Genomic DNA, 18507 nt, shown 5'->3' with positions numbered 1-18507 from the left:
GATGTGCGACACGGCGCACTCCCGCGTCGTGTCGCACATGGTCTTCTGTCGTCCCTCTCCAAGCGGTCATTGCGCGTTCTTCCCGTCGCCGGTGTTGTCCGGCGCTGCAATACGTCCGACGTCACGTCGGGCGCCCTCCCATTCGGCCGCATCGTCGGGAAGCGATGTGGCCGTTTTTTTGTGCGCGGTGGCACATCGATTTGCGGCGTAATGCCTGCAGTTGAAATGTCGCCATGGACAGTCGCTGGATCTGTGCCCAAACGCAATATTTGACGATTGCTTATAGCTGATATGCGGCGTAGTTTCCGCATGGCGAACACACCACCCCGTTCGCAGGCACAGCATCCCATGCTGCTCGCTCATTCGCTCCCTGGAGATACTCCGAACATCGCAGAGGCAACCGTCGCAACGATTATCTCGACGCGACCGTGTTGGCTTCCAAGGAATCTGAGGTCTTAGGCGAATCGTCCCGGAATGCAGGCAGGCCAACGGCCTGGTTTCTGTCTGGGTGTCGCTGAATTATTGCCGCGCAACGACTCTTCGGCGGGACGCTGACGGAGCGTCATCGAGTGGCTCCGGACATCTCTGATGGGCGCTCTGAAAAAAGGAACACCGCAGGCCAAAAAGGCAGTGCTGCAATGCGTGTCGATAAACACCATCCAATCCTCAAGGTGAATCTCATGAAATCCAGCAAAGGCATCGGCCGTCACTTCAAGCGCACGATGGCGCTATCGCTGTTGGCAGTGAATCCGCTATTGGTCGCGACGGTCTGCGCGCAGGTCCATGTCGATAATCCCTTCGTGGGCGCCACCGGTTATGTAAATCCGGATTACGCCAGGAAGGTCGATGCATCGATTGCAAAGGTCAAAGGCGTGCCGTTGAAGGCCAAGATGGGCGTGGTCAAGACCTATCCCACCGCGGTCTGGCTGGATCGTATCGCCGCGATCGGCGGCGGTTCGCAGAACGCAGGGCGGCTGGGGCTGCGCGGCCACCTGGATGCTGCATTGGCCCAGAAAACGGCCAATACGCCGATCACCGCCAGTTTCGTCATCTACGATCTGCCGGGCCGCGATTGCCATGCCTTGGCGTCCAACGGCGAGTTGCCGCTGACGCCGGCAGCGCTGGAGCGCTACAAGAAAGAGTATATCGACGTGATTGCCGGGATCTTCGCCGATCCGAAGTACAAGGATATTCGCATCGTCAATGTGATCGAGCCGGACAGCCTGCCGAACCTGGTCACCAATTTGAACGACATGCGCTGCGCCCTGGCCAGTTCCACCGGCATTTACGAAGAGGGCATCAAGTACGCCCTCAATAAGCTGCATGCCATCCCCAATACCTACAATTATCTGGATATCGGTCACTCCGGCTGGTTGGGTTGGGACAGCAATCGCGGCCCATCGATTTCGCTGTATACCCGGGTCGTGCAGGGCACCAATTCCGGGTTGGCGAGCGTGGACGGGTTTGTCACCAATACCGCCAATACCACCCCGTTGAACGAGCCGAATCTTCCCAATCCCGAGCTGAGCATCAACGGGCAGCCGATCAAGTCGTCGAAATACTACGAATGGAATCCGTATTTCGACGAAACCGACTTTACCCAGGCGCTGTATAGCGGCTTTGTCAGCGCAGGCTGGCCGAGCACCATCGGGTTTATTGTCGATACGGGCCGCAATGGCTGGGGCGGACCCAATCGCCCGGCCGGTGCGTCCGGCAGCGATATCAACACCTATGTAAACTCCGGTCGTGTCGATCGCCGGTTCCATCGCGGCAACTGGTGCAATCAGAAGGGCGCGGGGATCGGCGAATTGCCGACCGCGGCGCCGGGCCCCCATCTGGATGCCTATGCCTGGGTCAAGCCGCCGGGCGAGTCCGATGGCTCCAGCACCCTCATTCCGAACAATGAGGGCAAGGGCTTCGATCGCATGTGCGATCCCACCTACACCACGGCCGACGGCGTGTTGACCGGAGCGTTCCCGGATGCGCCCATATCCGGTGCCTGGTTCCACAACCAGTTCGTCGAGCTGGTGAACAATGCGTATCCGGCGATCGCAACGGCCAGTGCCGCAGCCGTCGCGTCGACGACGCCACGCGTGGCACCGGGCGCCACCCGTGGGCTCACCGCCATGGGCGGCGATGCTCGGGTCCGCCTCAGCTGGTCGCCGGTGCCAGGGGCAACCAGCTACACCGTGCAGCGGCGTGCCGGCAGCGCGGGGGCCTTCGTGACCGTCGACGCCAATGTGGCCTCTGCGTCCTACCTCGATCAGTCGGTCACCAATGGAGCCAGCTACGACTACGTGGTGAGCGCAAACGGCGTGGCAGGAACGCGTGCACCATCGGCAGTCGTGCGCGCGCGGCCAGGCAAGTGATGAGCGCGCAGGGCACCAGTACGGTGGTGCCCTGCGGCGGTGGCGGCTGGGCTAGCTACGTGTCGGCCTGGTCGTCACCGTGTCGTTGATGCGCTAGACCATACCAGCCCCCGGAATCGCCATTACCCAGCAGACGGCCCCGCCGTCGAACCGCGCTTGACCACGGTGTACTTCATCACCTGATGCACGCCGGCGGCCGCATCGCCCTTGCGCCGTTGTCGAATGGCATCGGCAAGCAGCGACACCGCCGCACGGCCCATCGCAGTGACCGGCTGATGCACGGTGGTGAGTTCAGGCCAGATGGTGGTCGCCACCGGGGTGTCGTCGAACCCAGCCACCGACACATCCTCCGGCACCCGCAGGCCGAGACCGTGGGCAACGGCCACCGCGGCAGCGGCCATGTCGTCGTTGCTGCAAAAGATGGCGGTCGGCGGCTGCGGCTGGGCGAGCAGGCTGCGTGCGGCCAGCAGGCCGGAGTGATAGGTGAACAGTCCATCGGCGATCAGGTCGTCGACAAGCGCCAGCCCGGCGGCCTGCAGGCTGTCGGCATAGCCGTTGGCGCGCAGCGCGCTTGGGGTGTGCTTCGGATCGCCCTTGATCAGCGCAATCCGGCGATGACCGAGTTCGATCAGGTGATCGACGATGGCGCGTGCGGCCTGGTAATCGTCGATGCGCACCGAACTGATTTGCGCCATCGGCGCGCCGCTGGCCACGGCCACGACAGGAATGCCGCGCGCATCCAGCTCGGCAATGGTCTGGCGCGAGTCGCATAACGGCGGCGGCAGGATGACGCCGTCCACCCCGGCCGCCAGCAAACGTTCGGTGGCGGCGCGCTGGCTGCGGATGGCGCCGCATTTCTCCACCAGCACCTGGCTGCCATTGAGGCTGCTCTGCTCGAGCAGCCCCAGCATGAATTGATTGAGATAGGCGGCGCTGGGGTTGCTGTACAGCACGCCGATCCGCAGCAGGCCGCTGGTACGCAGCGAGCGGCCGGCCAGATTGGGCCGGTAGCCCAAGGCCTGCACCGATGCTTCCACCCGCACCCGCATGTCCTGGCCGACATGCGGGTGCCGGTTGATGACGCGCGATGCGGTCATCGGCGACACACCGGCGTGTTTGGCGACGTCCAGCAAGGTCGCCGCATTGTTCGCACTGCGTTGCCGTTTGGCCACCATCGTGTGTGCTCGTCCTGGAGTAGAAACGCGAACGCAGTGCTGCGCTCCCAGATTACTCGCTTGGCGGTTGCACGCCCTTCGCGCGGCTGCCGAAATCGCCATCGGCTTCGGCCGCCAGATACGCAAACACGGTGTAGGCGGCCACGTTTTGCGCCAGCGCCTTCGGGTCGATCTTGTCCAGCGTGTCGTCGGCGGTGTGGTGCAGGTCGAAGTAGTCGGTGCCATCCTGCGCCAGCCATCCCCAGGCGCCACCCTTGGCGGACATCGGCCCGACATCCGGGCCGGGGCCGCCCTTGCTCGGCTCATACGCGATGCCCAGCGGCGCAAGCACGTCGGCGATCTGCCTGGTCGCTGCCCGCGAGTCCTCTGGCGCAGCCGCGCCGGTGTTGAACGCGTAGATGCGCCCGGCGCCGAAGTCGCTCTCCGCGCCGATCTGATGCAGCGCCATGTCCTTGGCATCGGCGCCGTGCGCGGCGGCATACGCCTTGCCGCCGTACAAGCCCTGTTCTTCGTTGGCGAAGGCCACCACGCGGATGCTGCGCTTGGGTGCCTGCTTGAGTTGCCCGATCAGGTGGCCGGCGGCCATGGTGATCGCCACACCGGCGCCGTCGTCGATCGCGCCGGTGCCCAGATCCCACGAGTCCAGGTGCCCGCCGATCACCACCACTTCCTTGGGCTTGCTGCGCCCGGTGATCTCGCCGATCACGTTGTACGAGGTGGCCGTGCCGTCCCAGCCGCAGTCCAGTGCCAGACGGATGCGCGTGGCACCCAGGGCGGCAAGGCGGGCCAGCTGGTTGGCATCGGGCACCGACAAGGCCGCTGCGGGCACCGGGGTAAGCCCTTCATCGAACCGGGTGATGCCGGTATGCGGCACACGATGCGAATCGGTGCCGGCCGAGCGCATCACGAATCCGATCGCGCCCTTGCGGATCGCTTCGGACGGCCCCTTGCTGCGCACCGCGCCGCCGTTGCCGTAATCCTTGCCGTCGCGCGCCTTGACCATCTGGTAGTCGACGAAGGCGATCTTGCCGGCCAGCGATCCGGCAGGTGCGGCCTGCAATGCGGCCAGGTTCTCGAAGCGCACCACCTCGCCTTCGACGCTGCCGCCCGGGCTGCCGCCCAGTGCGGTGATCGTCAGCGGTTGCGCATGTGCGCCGAGCACGGCGGCGCGCTCGCTGCGGCGTTCCCACTTGGGAAAGGTCACCGGCTCGGTCCACACCTTGTCGAAGCCCAGTGACTGGAACTTGGCCTTTGCCCAGGCCACCGCACGCGGATCGGCGTCCCCGCCGGCAATGCGCGGGCCCACTTCGGTGGTCAGCGATTCCACCACCGCAAAACCGGTGCCATCGGCCAGCGCCTGCTCGCGCAGCTGCGCGGCGGTGCGCAGCGCGCTGTCGGGGATGGTGGTCTGTGCAGCACAGGCGGACGCGCAGGCGAGCAGGGCGGAAATGGCAACAGCGAGGCGACGCATGCAGGGCGGCTCCAAACGACAAGGGGGACCCCGAGCTTATCAGCGCAAGGTCCCCCGTCTGCGTGCGAAAGGTCATCCTTCTGCGCCGAGCGCGCAACGGATGGGCCCGGTCAGGGCGTGGTCGGCGGCTTGAGCGTGTCGTTCTTGAGCGAGTCGCGGATCTCGCGCAGCAACAGCACTTCTTCGCTGGGGCCCTTGGGGGCATCCGGCTTGCGATGGGTCACGCGGTTGATCAATTTGACCACCAGAAAGATCGCAAAGGCGATGATCAAAAACTGCACCACGGTGTTGATGAAGTCGCCATAGCCGATCGCCACGGCCGGAACTTCCTTGCCGGTGGCATCGACGCCAGCCGGCTTGAGCACCCACGCCAGCCGCGAAAAATCCACGTTGCCGATGGCCCAGCCGATGGGCGGCATGATGATCTTTTCGACCAGCGCGGTGACGATCTTGCCGAATGCCGCGCCGATGACCACACCGACCGCAAGATCGATGACGTTGCCGCGCATGGCGAATTGCTTGAACTCGCTGATCATTCCCATAGTGCTCTCCAGATGCGGTTGCGGACCCACTGCCGCTGTGCCGAGCGTAGCCCGGCCAATGTCAGCCGGCGATGATGCCGTGGCGTTCGGCCACGTTTTCCAGGCGCGCGCTGAACTGGTCGCCCGGCAGCAACGGCCCGACGCCGGCCGGCGTGCCCATGAAGATCAGATCGCCCGCACGCAAGGCATAGAGCTTGGACAGCTCGTGCAGGATTTCCGGCACGTTCCAGATCATCTGATCCAGCAACGATTGCTGACGCACCTGTCCGTTGACTTCCAGCGACAGGTTCAACGCCTCCAGCGCGCCCACTTCGCCGGCGTGCACCAGCTCGCTGATCGGGGCGGAATGATCGAACCCCTTTGCGATATCCCACGGCAGCCCCTTGGCCTTGGCGGCGGCCTGCAGGTCGCGACGGGTCAGGTCCAGGCCGACGCCGTAGCCATAGATCAGGCCTTCGGCCTGCTCTACCGGCAACGCACCGGCTGGCGCATCGCTGCCCAACGCCACCACCAGCTCCACTTCGTGATGCAGCTCGTTGGTTCCGGGCGGGTAGGGGATGCGGTCGCCATGACCGACCACGATGGCGTCGGCAGGCTTCATGAAGAAGGTCGGCTGCCCGCGGTCGGCCTTGGACGCCGGCGCGCTGGCGCCCATTTCGCGCGCATGGTCGGCGAAGTTGCGGCCGACACAATAGATGCGGTGCACCGGAAACATACCGCCGCCAACCACCGGAATGCGCGGAACGTCGGTGGCGGGAATCACATCGTGGGTCATGCACGCATCCTCGAACAGGGGACGCGTGAGTCTAGCTGCTACGCCGTGTACGACGGAACCTTCACTGCTCAAACGCCGCAGGGCTCATCGGCCGGCTTGGCGCCGCCGCGCGGTCAGGCAGGCGCCCAAACGCAGATCGGCATGTGCGACCAAATGCCGATGGGTGCTGTGCAGGTGTGGAGCCCGGCCAAACGCGCCGCCAGGGTGCAGCGGCAGTGCGGTGCTCAGTGCGACAGCGGCAGCGCGGGCTTGCGCACCACGCGGTACTCGGCCTCGACCACCCGCGTCTGCGGCGACGCACGGCGGTTCGACTTGCTCAACAGCTTCCAGGCGATGCCGCCCAGGATCATCGCTGCGCCGACGAACACGCTGAAGAAGATCAGCACCGCCAGGATGGCCAGGCCTGCGAGGCCCGCTGCAACGCGCACCAACGGATGGCGCGGCTTGCGTGGCGCAAACAGGTGATGGAGATTGCCGAATTGGAAGATGCGTGCAGGCATGGCGGTGGGCTGCCGGGCAGGAAACAAGCGCGCAGTATCGTTGCGGTTTCATGTCATTGAGTGAAAAGTTCGTTAATTCTTGGCGCGTTTTGTTAAGCGCATCACGCCGCGTGTGTTAACCCAAGGCTGCCGTAGGCGTCTATTTCCATGGCCACACCCTGCGGTGGCACAGAAACGCCAGCCGTATCGCGCAGGCATGGCAGGGCGCGCATGCCACAATCGGCGGCCCGTTCCCGACTCCGCCGTGGCCCATGTCCTCGTCCTCATCCACCACGCTTGCCAGCCTGGCGCAGATTCCCGATGCCGGATTCCTGGAGGTGGAAACGACCTGGCAGGAGGCCTGCGAATCGCTGGTGCTATACCGCGAGGGTGCGCAGGTACGCGCCTGGTTGAATGTCTGCCCGCATGCCGGCAGGCGGCTGGACTGGGCGCCGGGGCAGTTCCTCAAGACCAAGGAGGGGCATCTGGTCTGCGCCGCGCATGGCGCTGCCTTCGAACTGAGCGCCGGCGCGTGCATCAGTGGCCCATGTCGCGGCCAGTCGCTGGTGGCGGTGCCGGTGCGCATCGATGGCGAACAGGTGGTGCTGGGGTAACGGCGGTCGACAGCGCGGCAGTGCAGCAGTGCAGCGCGCAGCCGCTGCCGTCCATTTCGCGTGGACCCCGATGGCTCGATCGAGACGCCGCGCAACCGCAGGCCTCACCGCGCCTGCGCTCAGCGTGCGGCCCACCAGAACATCAGGTTGATCACCGACACCATCACCACGATGTAGATCAGCGACAGCGGCGCGCCCACGCGCCACAGTTCGCGCGGTTGATAGTTGGCCGGGCCGGCCACCATCGAGATCACCGGGTTGGAGGCGGTCATCAGGTTGTTGGAAGCCGACAACGCCACGATCAATGCAAACGCCGTGGGATTGCCGTTGGCCGCCAATGCCAGGTTGACCGCAATCGGCACCATCACGATGGTCGCGCCGACGTGGCTGATCACCAGGGAAAATGCCGTGGTCAGCAATGCCAGGCTGATTTCCAGCGCCCACACCGGCACGCCTTCGGGCAGGCGGTCGATGGTGTGGCCGGCGACCCAGGCCGCGGTGCCGCTGCTGTCCATTGCCCAGCCCAGCGGAATCAGCCCGGCCATCATGAAGATGGTCTTCCAGTTGATCGAGGCATAGGCCTCGTCCATGCGCAGCACGCCGCTGACCAGCATGCAGGCCACGCCGGTCATCAGGGTCAGCGCCACCGGCAGGCGCGATGTCAACGCAATCAGGATGGTGAAGGCGAAGATCGCCATGGCGATCTTGAACTTGTGCGGGCGCTGCTCGCCTTTCGGGAAGTCGGTGACCGGCACGAAATCGCGGCTTTCCGCTGCCTGGGCCAGATCCTGCCAGATGCTGTGGAACACCAGCATGTCGCCGGCGCGCAAGGGCACGCTGCGCACGTCCTCGCGGATCACCTGCTTGTCGCGGTTGATCGCCAGCAGGCTGATGCCGGCCTGCTTGCGCAACCGCAGCTCGCCGGCGCTCTTGCCGATCAACCGCGAGTTGGGCGGGATCACCGCTTCGGAAATGCCTGCAAGGCTGGGGTTGAACAGGTCGCCCAGGTTGCGCAGCCGCGAGGACATGCGCAGGAAATGGTTCTGCGCAAAGTCGGCGACCTCCTGCCGCTGGCCCATTGCACCCAGCACGCTGCCGACCCAGATGCGCATGTCCGCCGGCGGCGCAAGCCGGGTGTCGTTGCCGGTTTTCAGCGCCAACAGCAGCGGGGCGTCGTGAATGGCTTCGGCTTCGCCCAGGGTCATGCCGACCAGCGGGCTTTCGGCGGTCACGGTGAGCTCGAACACATCGCCATCGATGCCATAGGTCTTGGCGAAATAGCTTTCGGTGCGCGAGGGGGTGACCCCTTCGTTGATCAGGCGCTCTTCTTCGATCAGCTTGCGGTCGCCGTAGAAGCGGAAATACAGCAGTGCGGCGATCAGCAAGGCCACGCCGATCGGCAGCGGCGCGAACATCGTCAACGGCTCGATGCTGGCCATGCCCGAGGGCAGGTTGTTGTTGGCCGACACCAGCAGGTCGTTGAGCAGGATCAACGGCGAATTGCCCACCATGGTGAGCGCACCGCCCATCACGATGGCCGCGGCGATCGGCAACAACATGCGCTGCAGGGTGAGCCCGGTGCGCGCGGCCAGCCGCGAGGCCACCGGCAGGTACAAGGCCATCACCGACGGGTTTTGCATGAACGAGGAGTTCAAGCCGGAGATCGCCAGCGTCATCATCATCAGGCGTTGCTCGCTGCCGTGCGACCGCCGCAACAGCCAGCTGGCCAACCGGTTCAACGCGCCGGTGCGCTCCAGCCCTGCGCCGAGGATGGTGGTGGCGATAATGCTCATCACCGCATTACCGGAAAACCCACCGAACAGTTCCTCCGGCGCCACCAGCCCGGTCACGCCCAGCACCACCAGCACGATCAACGCCACCACATCGGCACGGATGCGCTCGAACAAAAACATCGCCATCGTGAAACCGACCAGCCCGAGGACGAGCTTCATGTCGTTGGTCAGCGTCAGCGCGGTGTCCATTGGGGGCCGGGAATGGGGAGTCGGGAATGGGGAATTGGCAGAGCGAAAATTGCTGACGCTGTGGGTTATCCGGGCGACGCGGGCAGTTGCCCTTGCGATTCCCGATTCCCGATTCCCGATTCCCGGTCGTAGAGCAGATCCCACACGCCGTGCCCAAGCTTCTGGCCGCGGGTTTCGAAGTGGGTCTGCGGGCGCCAGGCGGGGCGTTCGACGTGGCCGCGCGGGCCGGCGCGGTTGACCAGGCCCGGAGTGGCGTCGAGCACGTCCCACATCTGTTCGGCGTAGTCGGCCCAGTCGGTGGCGGCATGCAGGCGGCCGCCATCGCGCAGCTTGCGCACCAGCACCTGCGCAAACGCCGGCTGGATCAGGCGGCGCTTGTTGTGGCGCTTCTTGTGCCACGGATCGGGAAAGTAGATGCGCACTTCATCCAGCGCACCATCGGCAATCTCATGTTCCAGCACTTCCACTGCGTCGTGGTGATACAGGCGCACATGCGTGCTGCCGTCTTCGTCCAGCGCGTTGAGCAGGCGTCCCACCCCGGGCGCATGCACCTCGATGCCGATGTAGTCGCGGCTGGGATCGTGCTGGGCGGCAAAGCGCAAGGCGGCGCCATTGCCGAAACCGATCTCCAGCACCTTGGGCGCGTCGCGCCCGAATGCGGCATCCAGATCGCGCGGCGCGCCGGTGTAGTCCAGCCCGAACCGCGGCCACAGCTCATCGAACGCACGCTGCTGCGCCGGCGTGAAACGGCCCTGGCGCAACACGAAGCTGCGCACCTGGCGGCGCCCCTCTTCGATGGTGAAGGGTTTGGGCGGCATCTTGGCGCCGTCGCTGGTGAAAGGATCAGTCATGAATTAAGTCATCGGCGAAACGAAAGCCCCTCTCCCGCCGGGAGAGGGGTTGGGGTGAGGGTACGGCGTGAGGGGGCGCTCGCAGCAACGCGCGATCTGGCAGCGGTGATATCTAGCACGCCGCAATGCCAATCATTGCGCCTCGGCTGCAGTGTCAACGCAGACCACCCACTCATCCAATCACGCCATCCACCGGGCTCGATGCCGAGGCATAGCGCTTGCGCGGAATCCGCCCGGCCAGGAACGCCTCGCGGCCAGCTTCGATCGCCTTGCGCATCGCGCTGGCCATCAGGATCGGATCGCGCGCGCCGGCAATGGCGGTGTTCATCAGCACGCCGTCGCAGCCCAGCTCCATCGCAATCGCCGCATCGGAGGCGGTGCCCACGCCGGCATCGACGATGATCGGCACCTTGGCGTTTTCGATGATTTCCAGCAGGTTGTACTTGTTCTGGATGCCCAGACCCGAGCCGATCGGCGCGGCCAGCGGCATCACCGCCACGCAGCCGATCTCTTCCAGGCGCTTGGCCAGGATCGGGTCGTCGGAGGTATAGACCATCACCTCGAAACCATCGGCCACCAGCTGCTCGGCAGCCTTGAGGGTCTGCACCACGTCCGGGTACAGCGTGCGCTCGTCACCCAGCACTTCCAGCTTGGTGAGGGTGTGGCCATCCAGCAGCTCGCGCGCCAGCCGGCAGGTGCGCACCGCATCTTCGGCGGTGTAGCAGCCGGCAGTGTTGGGCAGCAGCGTGTAGCGATCCGGCGGCAGCACATCGAGCAGGCTGGGCGCGTTGGGGTCCTGGCCGATGTTCACGCGGCGGATTGCCACGGTCACGATCTCGGCGGCAGCGGCCTCGGTGGCCAGGCGGGTTTCGTCCAGATCCTTGAACTTGCCGGTGCCGGTCAGCAGGCGCGAACGGTAGCGTTTGCCGGCGATGACCAGCGCATCAGTGGGGGCGGGAGTCGTCATCCGGCAATTATCACCGATCAGGCGCGGGTGCGCCGGCCGCGCGGCGCATCAGCCGCCGCCCAAGGCGTGCACGATCTCCACCACATCGCCCTCGCGCAACAGATGCTCGGCGTGCCGTCCGCGCGACACGATTTCGCCGTTGACCTCCACCGCCACGCGGCGTTGTGCCAGGCCTTCCTGGTCCAGCAATGCGGCCAGCGGCAGGTTGTCGGGCAGCGTACGCAGGCTGCCGTTGAGTTGAATGTTCATGTCATCATTGTCGCATCGCGTGCCGCCCGGGCGCGCGTTTTTGCGTTATGCGGCACTGCAGCGTGAGCACGGACGGCGGGGATGAAACCATTGCCATTCGCCGGCGTACGTAGGCAGGCCGGTCCGGTCCCATCCACTTCAAGCAGGCACTCCCATGGCTTCAACACTTCGCCCGATCCGCTCCCTGATGGCGGTCGCCATCGCTCTTGCGGCCACCCCGGCCATGGCCGAGTCGGCCTTCGACCGGACCGTGTTCTTCGGTGACAGCCTCACCGACAGTGGCTACTACAACCCGCTGCTGCCGGCCGCCTCGCGCGCTGTCACCGGCAAGTTCACCACCAACCCGGGCTGGGTGTGGGCCGAGTATGTGGCCGATCATTTCGGCACCAATGCCGCGCCCAACGGCAACGGCCAGACCGGCGACAACTACGCTGCCGGCGGCGCGCGCATCCAGGCCAGCTCGGTCAGCGCACTTGGCGCTGCACCGTCGGTGACCAGCCAGATCACCACCTACCTCACCGCCAACGGCGGCCGCGCCGACCCGAATGCGCTCTACACCGTGTGGGGTGGCGCCAACGACCTGCTCGCCGCGTCTCTCGCTCCGGCACAGGCGCAGGCCATCATCGGCAGCGCAGTCACCGCCCAGGTCGGTGCCGTGGCCACCTTGCAGAACGCCGGCGCACGGTACGTGATGGTGCCGACCATTCCGGACGTGGGCATCACCCCGCGCTTCCGCGCTGGTGGCGCTGTGGGAATGGCGCAGGGCACCGGTGCGGCCACCGCCTACAACACCGCCTTGTTCAACGGCCTGCAGTCGGCCGGCCTGCGGGTTATCCCGGTCGATACCTTCCACATGCTGCAGGAAATCGTCGCCAACCCCGGCACCTACGGTTTCAGCAATGTCACCAGCACCGCCTGCAACCCGGCTGTGCCGCTGCCGGCCTGCAACCCGACCAGCCTGGTCGCCGCCAATGCGCAGAACACCTATGTGTTTGCCGACGGCATCCACCCGACCACCGCTGTGCACCAGATCCTGGGCCAGTACGCGATCTCGTTGCTGGAGGCGCCGCGTCTGCAGCAGGTGCTGACCCATTCCGCGCAGGCCGGCGGCCGCGCGCGCGCCGACCAGGTGGCCTGGCATCTGGACGGCAAGCCGGACGCCGACGGCCTGCGCTGGTGGGGCAGCGTGCGCGGCGACATGCAGCGCTACGACCACGCCGACCTGTACGACGGCATGGCGCCGGCCGGCCTGTTCGGTGTGGATTGGACCGCAGGCGACATGGTGTTCGGTGGCTTTGCCGGTTTCGGTCGCATGGATGCCGACTTCGGCAACCGCAATGGCAGCTTCAAGCAGGACGACACCACCCTGGGCGGCTTCTTCGGCTGGTACACCGGCCCGGTGTGGGTCAACGCCCAGGTCAGCTACAGCTGGCTGAGCTACGACGTGGACCGCGAAGTGCAGCTCGGGCCGGCCACCCGCGTGCACAGCGGCTCCCCCGACGGCAGCAACCTCACCGCCGCGCTCAACGCCGGGTATTCGCTGGGCGAAGGCAACGTCAAGTACGGCCCGGTGGCCGGCCTGACCTGGCAGAAGATCAAGCTCGACGGCTACACCGAAAGCAACGACAGCGCCACTGCGCTGGGCTACGCCAATCAGGACATCGATTCGCTGGTTGGCCGCGTCGGCTTCCAGGTGCGTCTGGACGGCGCCATGGTCAAGCCGTACCTGCAGGCGACCTACGACCACGAGTTCAAGGACGGCGGCGAAGCCAGCGCCTGGCTGCAGTCGATGCCGGAAGTGGGCATGTACACCGTTCCCGGCCAGAACTTCGACCGCAACTACGCCACCGTGGTGCTGGGCGCACGTACCGGCCTGTGGGGCCTGCAGAGCAACATGGGCCTGAGCACCACAACGGCCCAGCGCAGCGCCCGCGATGCCACCTTGTTCGTGAACTTCAGCGGCAGCTTCTGATCCACGCGCTGCAGAGCACGCAGCACCCATCACGCACGAGGGCCGGGCAACCGGCCCTCGTCGTAGGTGGATTCCGGAAGTGTTTGCGCCTGGCTGCACACGGCAAGGGCTGTCCTGGCCTGGTGCCGACGGTGGCGAGGTGGGCCCGGCAGGCGCACGCGCTGTCACGCGCACATTGCGCACGATGCCCGCACCCGCCTAAACTCTCCCCACGCCGCGCGGGCGTAGCTCAATGGTAGAGCTGTAGCTTCCCAAGCTACTGACGTGGGTTCGATTCCCATCGCCCGCTCCAATGCCGCAATGGCTTTGGTGATCGATCGGCTGGATACATCCTTTTCTGCGCCGTCCTGTATTGCTTTGCGCGCCGCGTATGCACTGAAGTTGTGTGCCTGAGCGATGCTTGATGTGCAGGTGCTGATCGCAACGTCTCATCGGCGCGTGGGTGTCCTCGCAGGACCTGGTTGCCGAAACACGCGACTCTGCAGCACTGATTCCGTTGCCGTTCGGGCTTGCCGCTCTAGCGTTTGCAGCGCACGGATGTCCGTGTGTTCCGGAGACTGTCATGGCTGTTGCTCGCAATCGTCTGCCGTCGATCGTTGTTGCCTTGGGTGCGGTCATGTTCGCCGGCCCCGTCCTTGCTGCGTGCCAGCCCGGACCCTTTGCGTTCTCGCTGCCGGCGCAGCGGCTCGACGAGCGCTTGCAGGAACTGACGCGCGTGACAGGGTGCGCGGTCGAGGTGGACCCCTCGTTGCTGGACGGCAAACGCGCGCATGCCCTGGCTGGAGACCTGAGTACCGATCAGGCGTTCATTGCGTCGGTGCGCGGCAGCGGCCTGGAGGCCGGGCTTGCCGACGATCATTGGCGCGTCAATCGGGCGCAGCAACTGTATTTTGCCGAGCGCGTGGAGACCCTTCAGGGCGCCATTGCGGATGCCCGCAAGAGCGGCGCGATTGCACCGGCGAAGGCGAAGAAGCTGACTGCGCATCTTGCGACGGTGGGCACTGAAGTTCCCAGACTCGTGCGCCAGCAGGGCTTCCTCAGTGCGGCCGAACGTGCGTCCTATGAGCGCACATTGAAAGAGGCGGAGCAGTCGTTGGCGCGCTGATGGAGGCTCTAGCTGCGCGCGCTGCTGCGGCTCCGGATGTGCGGATCTGCGGCATGGGTCTGTCGATCGGTGGAGTTCGCGCAAGAGCGCAGGACAGGGCTGCGGAGATCGTAGTTGCAGCCAAGTTTAGGGTCGGTAATCCGGCAATCCGCTGCGCGTCGCGACAGGCTGCGTTCGACACGCGCGTCTGAGCCCGCGCAGTGTTTCCTGAACCCGGAATGCGCGTAGGCCCGCATGCACGATTGCAGATTGCCAATGACGTCGATTGCAGTCGGCGTGTGTCGCGAAAAATACGTAACGAAGCTTCCTCATTTCCTTCCCGACAGTCAGGAACCTCCTGATTGAGCGTGGCCTGGATGAGCGCCATAGTTCCTGCATCACCGGGCGGGCATCATGAAGACGAGTCACTCACAGCTGGTTGGTGCGCTGATCAAGGGGATGCGTCGCGCCGAGTCGGCGCAGGCCGCCTCGTTCGCCCATCGCGCCGTGCCGGCGGAGCAGGCCCGCGTCTGTGGCACCCCGGACGATGCCGGCAGGGTGCTGGAAATGTTCAAGCTGGATGCCGAGCAGATCCGCCAGATCGGGTTGATCGGAGTGGAGGAGCTGGGCGAGGCGGTGTGCCATGCCTGGTCGATCAACGCCGGTCAGCTGGACCGGGTGCTGCAGTGGTTCACCGCCCCCCGGGTGGAGTTCGTGGGCAAGCACTGCAGCGAACTGATCCAGGCCGGGCGCATCGGTCCGGTGCTGACCATGGCCCGCGAACACGCCCTGCTGCGCCATCGCTGAGCGCCAGCAGACCCGGATCTGGCCGGGCGCTTTACGCTGGGCGGCGTAACGGCAATACTCGTCGACCCGCCCAACCTCAGTTTCGTCAATGCGCCAGGTTCCGCCAGCGTCACCCTCTGCCGCCGCCAAAGCCCAACTGCTGGAAGAGCTGCGCAAGCTTGAGCAGGAAGAAGCGCAGCTCAAATACGCCCAGACCCTGGAAGCGTTCGACCAGATCGTCGAGGTTCTCACCCAGTTCGGTAGCCGGTTCAACGCGAAGCAGAAGTCCCAGATCGCCTCGCTTGCCATGACCGGCAAGACCAAGGGGCCGCTGTCGTCCACCGGCGAGGTGGTGGCCAAGTACTGGCTTCCCCATTCCGGCGAGACCTGGTCCGGGCGTGGCCGCACGCCGCGCGCATTCAAGGCCTGGGAAGGCACCAGCTCCTACAAGGAATGGAAGTCCAAGCATCCGGACAAGCGTTTCCCGCTTTATCCGGGGTGAGGGTGCAGCTTCAGGTTTTCGCAGAAGGTGCAGTCATAACTGAGGGTGTTGAGATAGGCATTGCTTGGGCAGCGGGTGCGAGCGTCGGGCGATTACTTTAAAGAGTGTACGACGGTGACCACAGCCTGCGTCATCGCCAGGCAGTCGATCGAAGAGTTCTACCCTGATCGAGTTGCCTTGCGTGAGTTTTAGCTGGCGGATTGGCATCACGCCGAACGGCCCATTTGTTTGACCAGCGTTTGACCGTGGCCGCCGCGAACGATTGGAGTTCGCTCAGACCAAACCGGCCTCGCTCGCCGCCCGCCCAGGGATCACACGAATCTTGTCTCTCCAAGCCGTCATACGCATGCTATCGCCTGTGTTTCAGCATGCGGATCGCTGCATCCCGCATGGCCATTCCTCGTCACTCCTTTGCATCAATAGCGCGATCGCGGGTTCTAAAAAGACACCGCCCGCCATCGAGGCGGGCGGTGATGGGGCAGGGCAGCCAAACCGCTATTGATCGCTCTTGCACTCGAAGACAGACACGCTGCGCGGCGGTGCCAGGAACTCACTGGCGCCGGCCGGCATCATGTCCACTTCCAGGGCTTCGTCAGTGGACAACACCAGCTTCCAGTGCACTGGTTCGTCGGTGGAGGGCAGGGTGAAGCTCACACCCTCGTGGTAGGCATTGATGACGATCAGCAAGGTGTCATCGTTGGCCAACTCCTTCACGCCCGAGGTCTGCGCCTTGCCTTCCAGCAACAGCCCCACCGAGCGCGCGCCTGCATCGGTCCAATGCGCATCCTCCATCTCGCTGCCACCCGGGTTGAGCCAGGTGAGGTCGCGCACGCCCGCTTCCTCGTTGTATTGCCCATTGAGGAAGCGGCCGCGCGACAGGATCGGGTAACGCCTGCGCAGCGCAGTCAGTGCCTTGACGAAGTCGGTCAGGCGGCCGTCGGTGGGGTCGTTTTCCCAATCGAGCCAGGTGATCTCGTTGTCCTGGCAATACGTGTTGTTGTTGCCCCCCTGGGTCTGCGCACGCTCGTCGCCGCTCAGCAGCATCGGCGTGCCTTGCGACAACAGCAGCGTGGCCAGCAGGTTCTTCATCTGCCGCTCGCGGATCTGCAGGATGTCGGCGTTGTCGGTCTCGCCTTCTTCGCCGTAGTTGCACGACCCATCGTTGGACGAACCGTCGCGATTGTCTTCGCCGTTGTCGATGTTGTGCTTCTCGTTGTAGCTCACCAGATCGCGCAGGGTGAAGCCATCATGTGCGGTGATGAAGTTGACCGACGCCCACGGACGACGTCCGCGGCGGTCGAACAGATCCGCAGAGCCGGTGAAGCGCGTGGCGAATTCGGCCAGTTTGCCGTCCTCGCCCTTCCAGAACTCGCGCGCGTTGTCGCGGAACTTGTCGTTCCACTCCGACCAGCCCGGCGGGAAGTGGCCGACCTGGTAGCCACCCGGGCCACAATCCCACGGCTCGGCAATCAGTTTGACTTCCGAGAGCAACGGATCCTGGTTGCAGGCATCGAGAAAGCCACCGCGCTGGTCGAAACCGCTGGGCTCGCGTCCGAGGATGGTCGCCAGGTCGAAGCGGAAACCATCTACATGCATTTCGCCGGCCCAGTAGCGCAGCGAGTCGTTGACGAACTGGATCACCCGCGAGTTGCTCAGGTTGAGCGTATTACCGGTGCCGGTGTCGTTGATGTAATAGCGCTTGTCCTCGGCCAGACGGTAGTAGCTGGCGTTGTCGATGCCCTTGAACGAGAGGGTCGGCCCCAATTCGCTGCCTTCGGCGGTGTGGTTGTAAACCACGTCCAGGATCACTTCCAGCCCTTGCTTGTGCATGGCCTTGACCATGTCGCGGAACTCGTCGCGATGGCCGCTGGAGAGATAGCGCGACTTCAGCGCAAAGAAGCCGATCGTGTTGTAACCCCAGTAATTGCGCAGCCCCTTGTCGAGCAGATGCTGGTCGTCCAGATAGGCGTGCACCGGCAGCAGTTCGACTGCGGTGATTCCCAGGTCCTTGATGTATTGCAATACCTGCGGCTGCGCGAGGCCGGCAAAGGTGCCGCGCACTGCCTCGGGGACCTGCGGGTTGCGCATGGTGTATCCACGCACATGGGTTTCGTAGACGACGGTTTCGTTCCAGGGCTTGAGCAGGCGCACATCGTCGCCCCAATCGTAGGTGTCCTCGACCACCACGCATTTGGGCATGAAGGGCGCGCTGTCGCGCTCATCGAAGCTCAAGTCGCCGTCCGGATGGCCGACGGTATAGCCGTACAACTCGTCGGCCCAGATCAGATCGCCTTCCAGCTCGCGTGCATAGGGGTCCAGCAACAACTTGTTGTGATTGAAGCGGTGGCCTTCGGTCGGCGCGTAGGGGCCATGCACGCGATAGCCATACCGCTGCCCCGGCTTGGCGTCGGGCAGGTAGCCATGCCAGATCTCGTTGGTGTATTCGGGAAGATCGATGCGGGTCTCGTTGCCCTGTTCGTCGAACAGGCACAACTCCACGCGCGTGGCATGCGCGGAAAACAGGGCGAAATTGGTGCCCTTGCCATCGAAGACGGCACCGCGGGGAAACGGGCGTCCCTGACGGATGCGGGAGGGGTTGGCATAGGCCGCGCTTGCTGGACGTCGCATGGAGAGTCTCGGGTGCGCCGGCATGCCGGCATGAAGGAAGCTCAAGCATCGCGGTTTCATC

At 64.9% G+C, this 18507-nt stretch carries 16 protein-coding genes and 1 tRNA gene; 7 read left to right on the top strand and 10 right to left on the bottom strand.

Annotation, left to right across the window (positions count from 1 at the left end):
- The first annotated feature begins 734 nt into the window (after nt 1–734).
- A complete protein-coding gene (locus HG421_RS13735) occupies nt 735–2369 on the top strand; it encodes a glycoside hydrolase family 6 protein (protein ID WP_429001924.1) in 1635 nt (544 codons plus the stop codon).
- Nucleotides 2370–2491: 122 nt separating this feature from the next.
- On the opposite strand, the gene HG421_RS13730 is transcribed toward HG421_RS13735, so the two are convergent.
- The 5 genes from HG421_RS13730 to HG421_RS13710 all read right to left on the bottom strand — a co-directional run bounded on the left by HG421_RS13730 (nt 2492) and on the right by HG421_RS13710 (nt 6832).
- On the bottom strand, nt 2492–3544 hold the full coding sequence (locus tag HG421_RS13730; RefSeq protein WP_169706845.1) for a LacI family DNA-binding transcriptional regulator: 1053 nt from the start codon (nt 3542–3544) through the stop codon (nt 2492–2494).
- A 52-nt stretch (nt 3545–3596) separates the two neighbouring features.
- Nucleotides 3597–5015, bottom strand: coding sequence for a M28 family peptidase (locus HG421_RS13725; RefSeq protein ID WP_169706844.1), 1419 nt, complete (start codon nt 5013–5015; stop codon nt 3597–3599).
- 110 nt (nt 5016–5125) lie between these two features.
- Nucleotides 5126–5557: a large-conductance mechanosensitive channel protein MscL gene (mscL, locus tag HG421_RS13720; protein ID WP_169706843.1), complete on the bottom strand. Its 432-nt coding sequence runs from the start codon at nt 5555–5557 to the stop codon at nt 5126–5128.
- A gap of 61 nt (nt 5558–5618) precedes the next feature.
- On the bottom strand, nt 5619–6332 hold the full coding sequence (locus HG421_RS13715; RefSeq protein ID WP_169706842.1) for a fumarylacetoacetate hydrolase family protein: 714 nt from the start codon (nt 6330–6332) through the stop codon (nt 5619–5621).
- A 224-nt stretch (nt 6333–6556) separates the two neighbouring features.
- Entirely contained in the window at nt 6557–6832 is a 276-nt protein-coding gene (locus HG421_RS13710) for a hypothetical protein (RefSeq protein WP_169706841.1), read from the bottom strand.
- A gap of 251 nt (nt 6833–7083) precedes the next feature.
- Between HG421_RS13710 and HG421_RS13705 the strand changes: the two genes are divergently transcribed.
- Nucleotides 7084–7425: a Rieske (2Fe-2S) protein gene (locus HG421_RS13705; protein ID WP_169706840.1), complete on the top strand. Its 342-nt coding sequence runs from the start codon at nt 7084–7086 to the stop codon at nt 7423–7425.
- A 119-nt stretch (nt 7426–7544) separates the two neighbouring features.
- Here HG421_RS13705 and HG421_RS13700 read toward each other — a convergent pair whose 3' ends face one another.
- The 4 genes from HG421_RS13700 to thiS form a co-directional block, all read right to left on the bottom strand.
- Nucleotides 7545–9407: an SLC13 family permease gene (locus tag HG421_RS13700; RefSeq protein WP_029220706.1), complete on the bottom strand. Its 1863-nt coding sequence runs from the start codon at nt 9405–9407 to the stop codon at nt 7545–7547.
- Nucleotides 9408–9472: 65 nt separating this feature from the next.
- The gene (gene trmB / locus HG421_RS13695) at nt 9473–10258 is read right to left on the bottom strand and encodes a tRNA (guanosine(46)-N7)-methyltransferase TrmB (protein WP_169706839.1); all 786 of its coding nucleotides are present in this window, start codon (nt 10256–10258) and stop codon (nt 9473–9475) included.
- A gap of 172 nt (nt 10259–10430) precedes the next feature.
- Nucleotides 10431–11225: a thiazole synthase gene (locus HG421_RS13690; RefSeq protein ID WP_169706838.1), complete on the bottom strand. Its 795-nt coding sequence runs from the start codon at nt 11223–11225 to the stop codon at nt 10431–10433.
- Between the two features lie 48 nt (nt 11226–11273).
- Complete coding sequence (thiS, locus tag HG421_RS13685; RefSeq protein WP_169706837.1) at nt 11274–11474, bottom strand: sulfur carrier protein ThiS; 201 nt, start codon at nt 11472–11474, stop codon at nt 11274–11276.
- A 187-nt stretch (nt 11475–11661) separates the two neighbouring features.
- Here thiS and HG421_RS13680 point away from each other — a divergent pair, with 187 nt between their 5' ends.
- From HG421_RS13680 to HG421_RS13660, 5 genes are all read left to right on the top strand, one after another.
- Nucleotides 11662–13446 carry an autotransporter outer membrane beta-barrel domain-containing protein gene (locus HG421_RS13680; RefSeq protein ID WP_169708198.1) on the top strand — a complete coding sequence of 595 codons (1785 nt, stop codon included), beginning with the start codon at nt 11662–11664 and terminating at the stop codon, nt 13444–13446.
- Nucleotides 13447–13664: 218 nt separating this feature from the next.
- A tRNA-Gly gene (locus HG421_RS13675) sits at nt 13665–13738 on the top strand.
- A 270-nt stretch (nt 13739–14008) separates the two neighbouring features.
- On the top strand, nt 14009–14551 hold the full coding sequence (locus tag HG421_RS13670; RefSeq protein WP_169706836.1) for a hypothetical protein: 543 nt from the start codon (nt 14009–14011) through the stop codon (nt 14549–14551).
- Between the two features lie 393 nt (nt 14552–14944).
- Entirely contained in the window at nt 14945–15337 is a 393-nt protein-coding gene (locus tag HG421_RS13665; RefSeq protein ID WP_169706835.1) for a hypothetical protein, read from the top strand.
- A gap of 88 nt (nt 15338–15425) precedes the next feature.
- Nucleotides 15426–15818, top strand: coding sequence for an H-NS family nucleoid-associated regulatory protein (locus tag HG421_RS13660; RefSeq protein WP_169706834.1), 393 nt, complete (start codon nt 15426–15428; stop codon nt 15816–15818).
- Nucleotides 15819–16313: 495 nt separating this feature from the next.
- On the opposite strand, the gene glgX is transcribed toward HG421_RS13660, so the two are convergent.
- On the bottom strand, nt 16314–18446 hold the full coding sequence (gene glgX, locus HG421_RS13655; protein WP_169706833.1) for a glycogen debranching protein GlgX: 2133 nt from the start codon (nt 18444–18446) through the stop codon (nt 16314–16316).
- Nucleotides 18447–18507: the final 61 nt, after the last annotated feature.

It is taken from the genome of Xanthomonas campestris pv. badrii (assembly GCF_012848175.1).
Lineage (GTDB): Bacteria > Pseudomonadota > Gammaproteobacteria > Xanthomonadales > Xanthomonadaceae > Xanthomonas > Xanthomonas campestris_C.
This window is presented reverse-complemented; position numbering and strand designations above follow the sequence as displayed.

Bases quoted from the DNA above. Each gene is read 5' to 3' on its own strand.
- HG421_RS13705 (WP_169706840.1), top strand. From the start codon at position 7,084: ATGTCCTCGTCCTCATCCACCACGCTTGCCAGCCTGGCGCAGATTCCC.
- HG421_RS13690 (WP_169706838.1), bottom strand. From the start codon at position 11,225: ATGACGACTCCCGCCCCCACTGATGCGCTGGTCATCGCCGGCAAACGC.
- HG421_RS13725 (WP_169706844.1), bottom strand. From the start codon at position 5,015: ATGCGTCGCCTCGCTGTTGCCATTTCCGCCCTGCTCGCCTGCGCGTCC.
- HG421_RS13700 (WP_029220706.1), bottom strand. From the start codon at position 9,407: ATGGACACCGCGCTGACGCTGACCAACGACATGAAGCTCGTCCTCGGG.
- mscL (WP_169706843.1), bottom strand. From the start codon at position 5,557: ATGGGAATGATCAGCGAGTTCAAGCAATTCGCCATGCGCGGCAACGTC.
- HG421_RS13670 (WP_169706836.1), top strand. From the start codon at position 14,009: ATGGCTGTTGCTCGCAATCGTCTGCCGTCGATCGTTGTTGCCTTGGGT.
- trmB (WP_169706839.1), bottom strand. From the start codon at position 10,258: ATGACTGATCCTTTCACCAGCGACGGCGCCAAGATGCCGCCCAAACCC.
- HG421_RS13715 (WP_169706842.1), bottom strand. From the start codon at position 6,332: ATGACCCACGATGTGATTCCCGCCACCGACGTTCCGCGCATTCCGGTG.
- glgX (WP_169706833.1), bottom strand. From the start codon at position 18,446: ATGCGACGTCCAGCAAGCGCGGCCTATGCCAACCCCTCCCGCATCCGT.
- HG421_RS13680 (WP_169708198.1), top strand. From the start codon at position 11,662: ATGGCGGTCGCCATCGCTCTTGCGGCCACCCCGGCCATGGCCGAGTCG.
- HG421_RS13660 (WP_169706834.1), top strand. From the start codon at position 15,426: ATGCGCCAGGTTCCGCCAGCGTCACCCTCTGCCGCCGCCAAAGCCCAA.
- HG421_RS13665 (WP_169706835.1), top strand. From the start codon at position 14,945: ATGAAGACGAGTCACTCACAGCTGGTTGGTGCGCTGATCAAGGGGATG.
- thiS (WP_169706837.1), bottom strand. From the start codon at position 11,474: ATGAACATTCAACTCAACGGCAGCCTGCGTACGCTGCCCGACAACCTG.
- HG421_RS13730 (WP_169706845.1), bottom strand. From the start codon at position 3,544: ATGGTGGCCAAACGGCAACGCAGTGCGAACAATGCGGCGACCTTGCTG.
- HG421_RS13710 (WP_169706841.1), bottom strand. From the start codon at position 6,832: ATGCCTGCACGCATCTTCCAATTCGGCAATCTCCATCACCTGTTTGCG.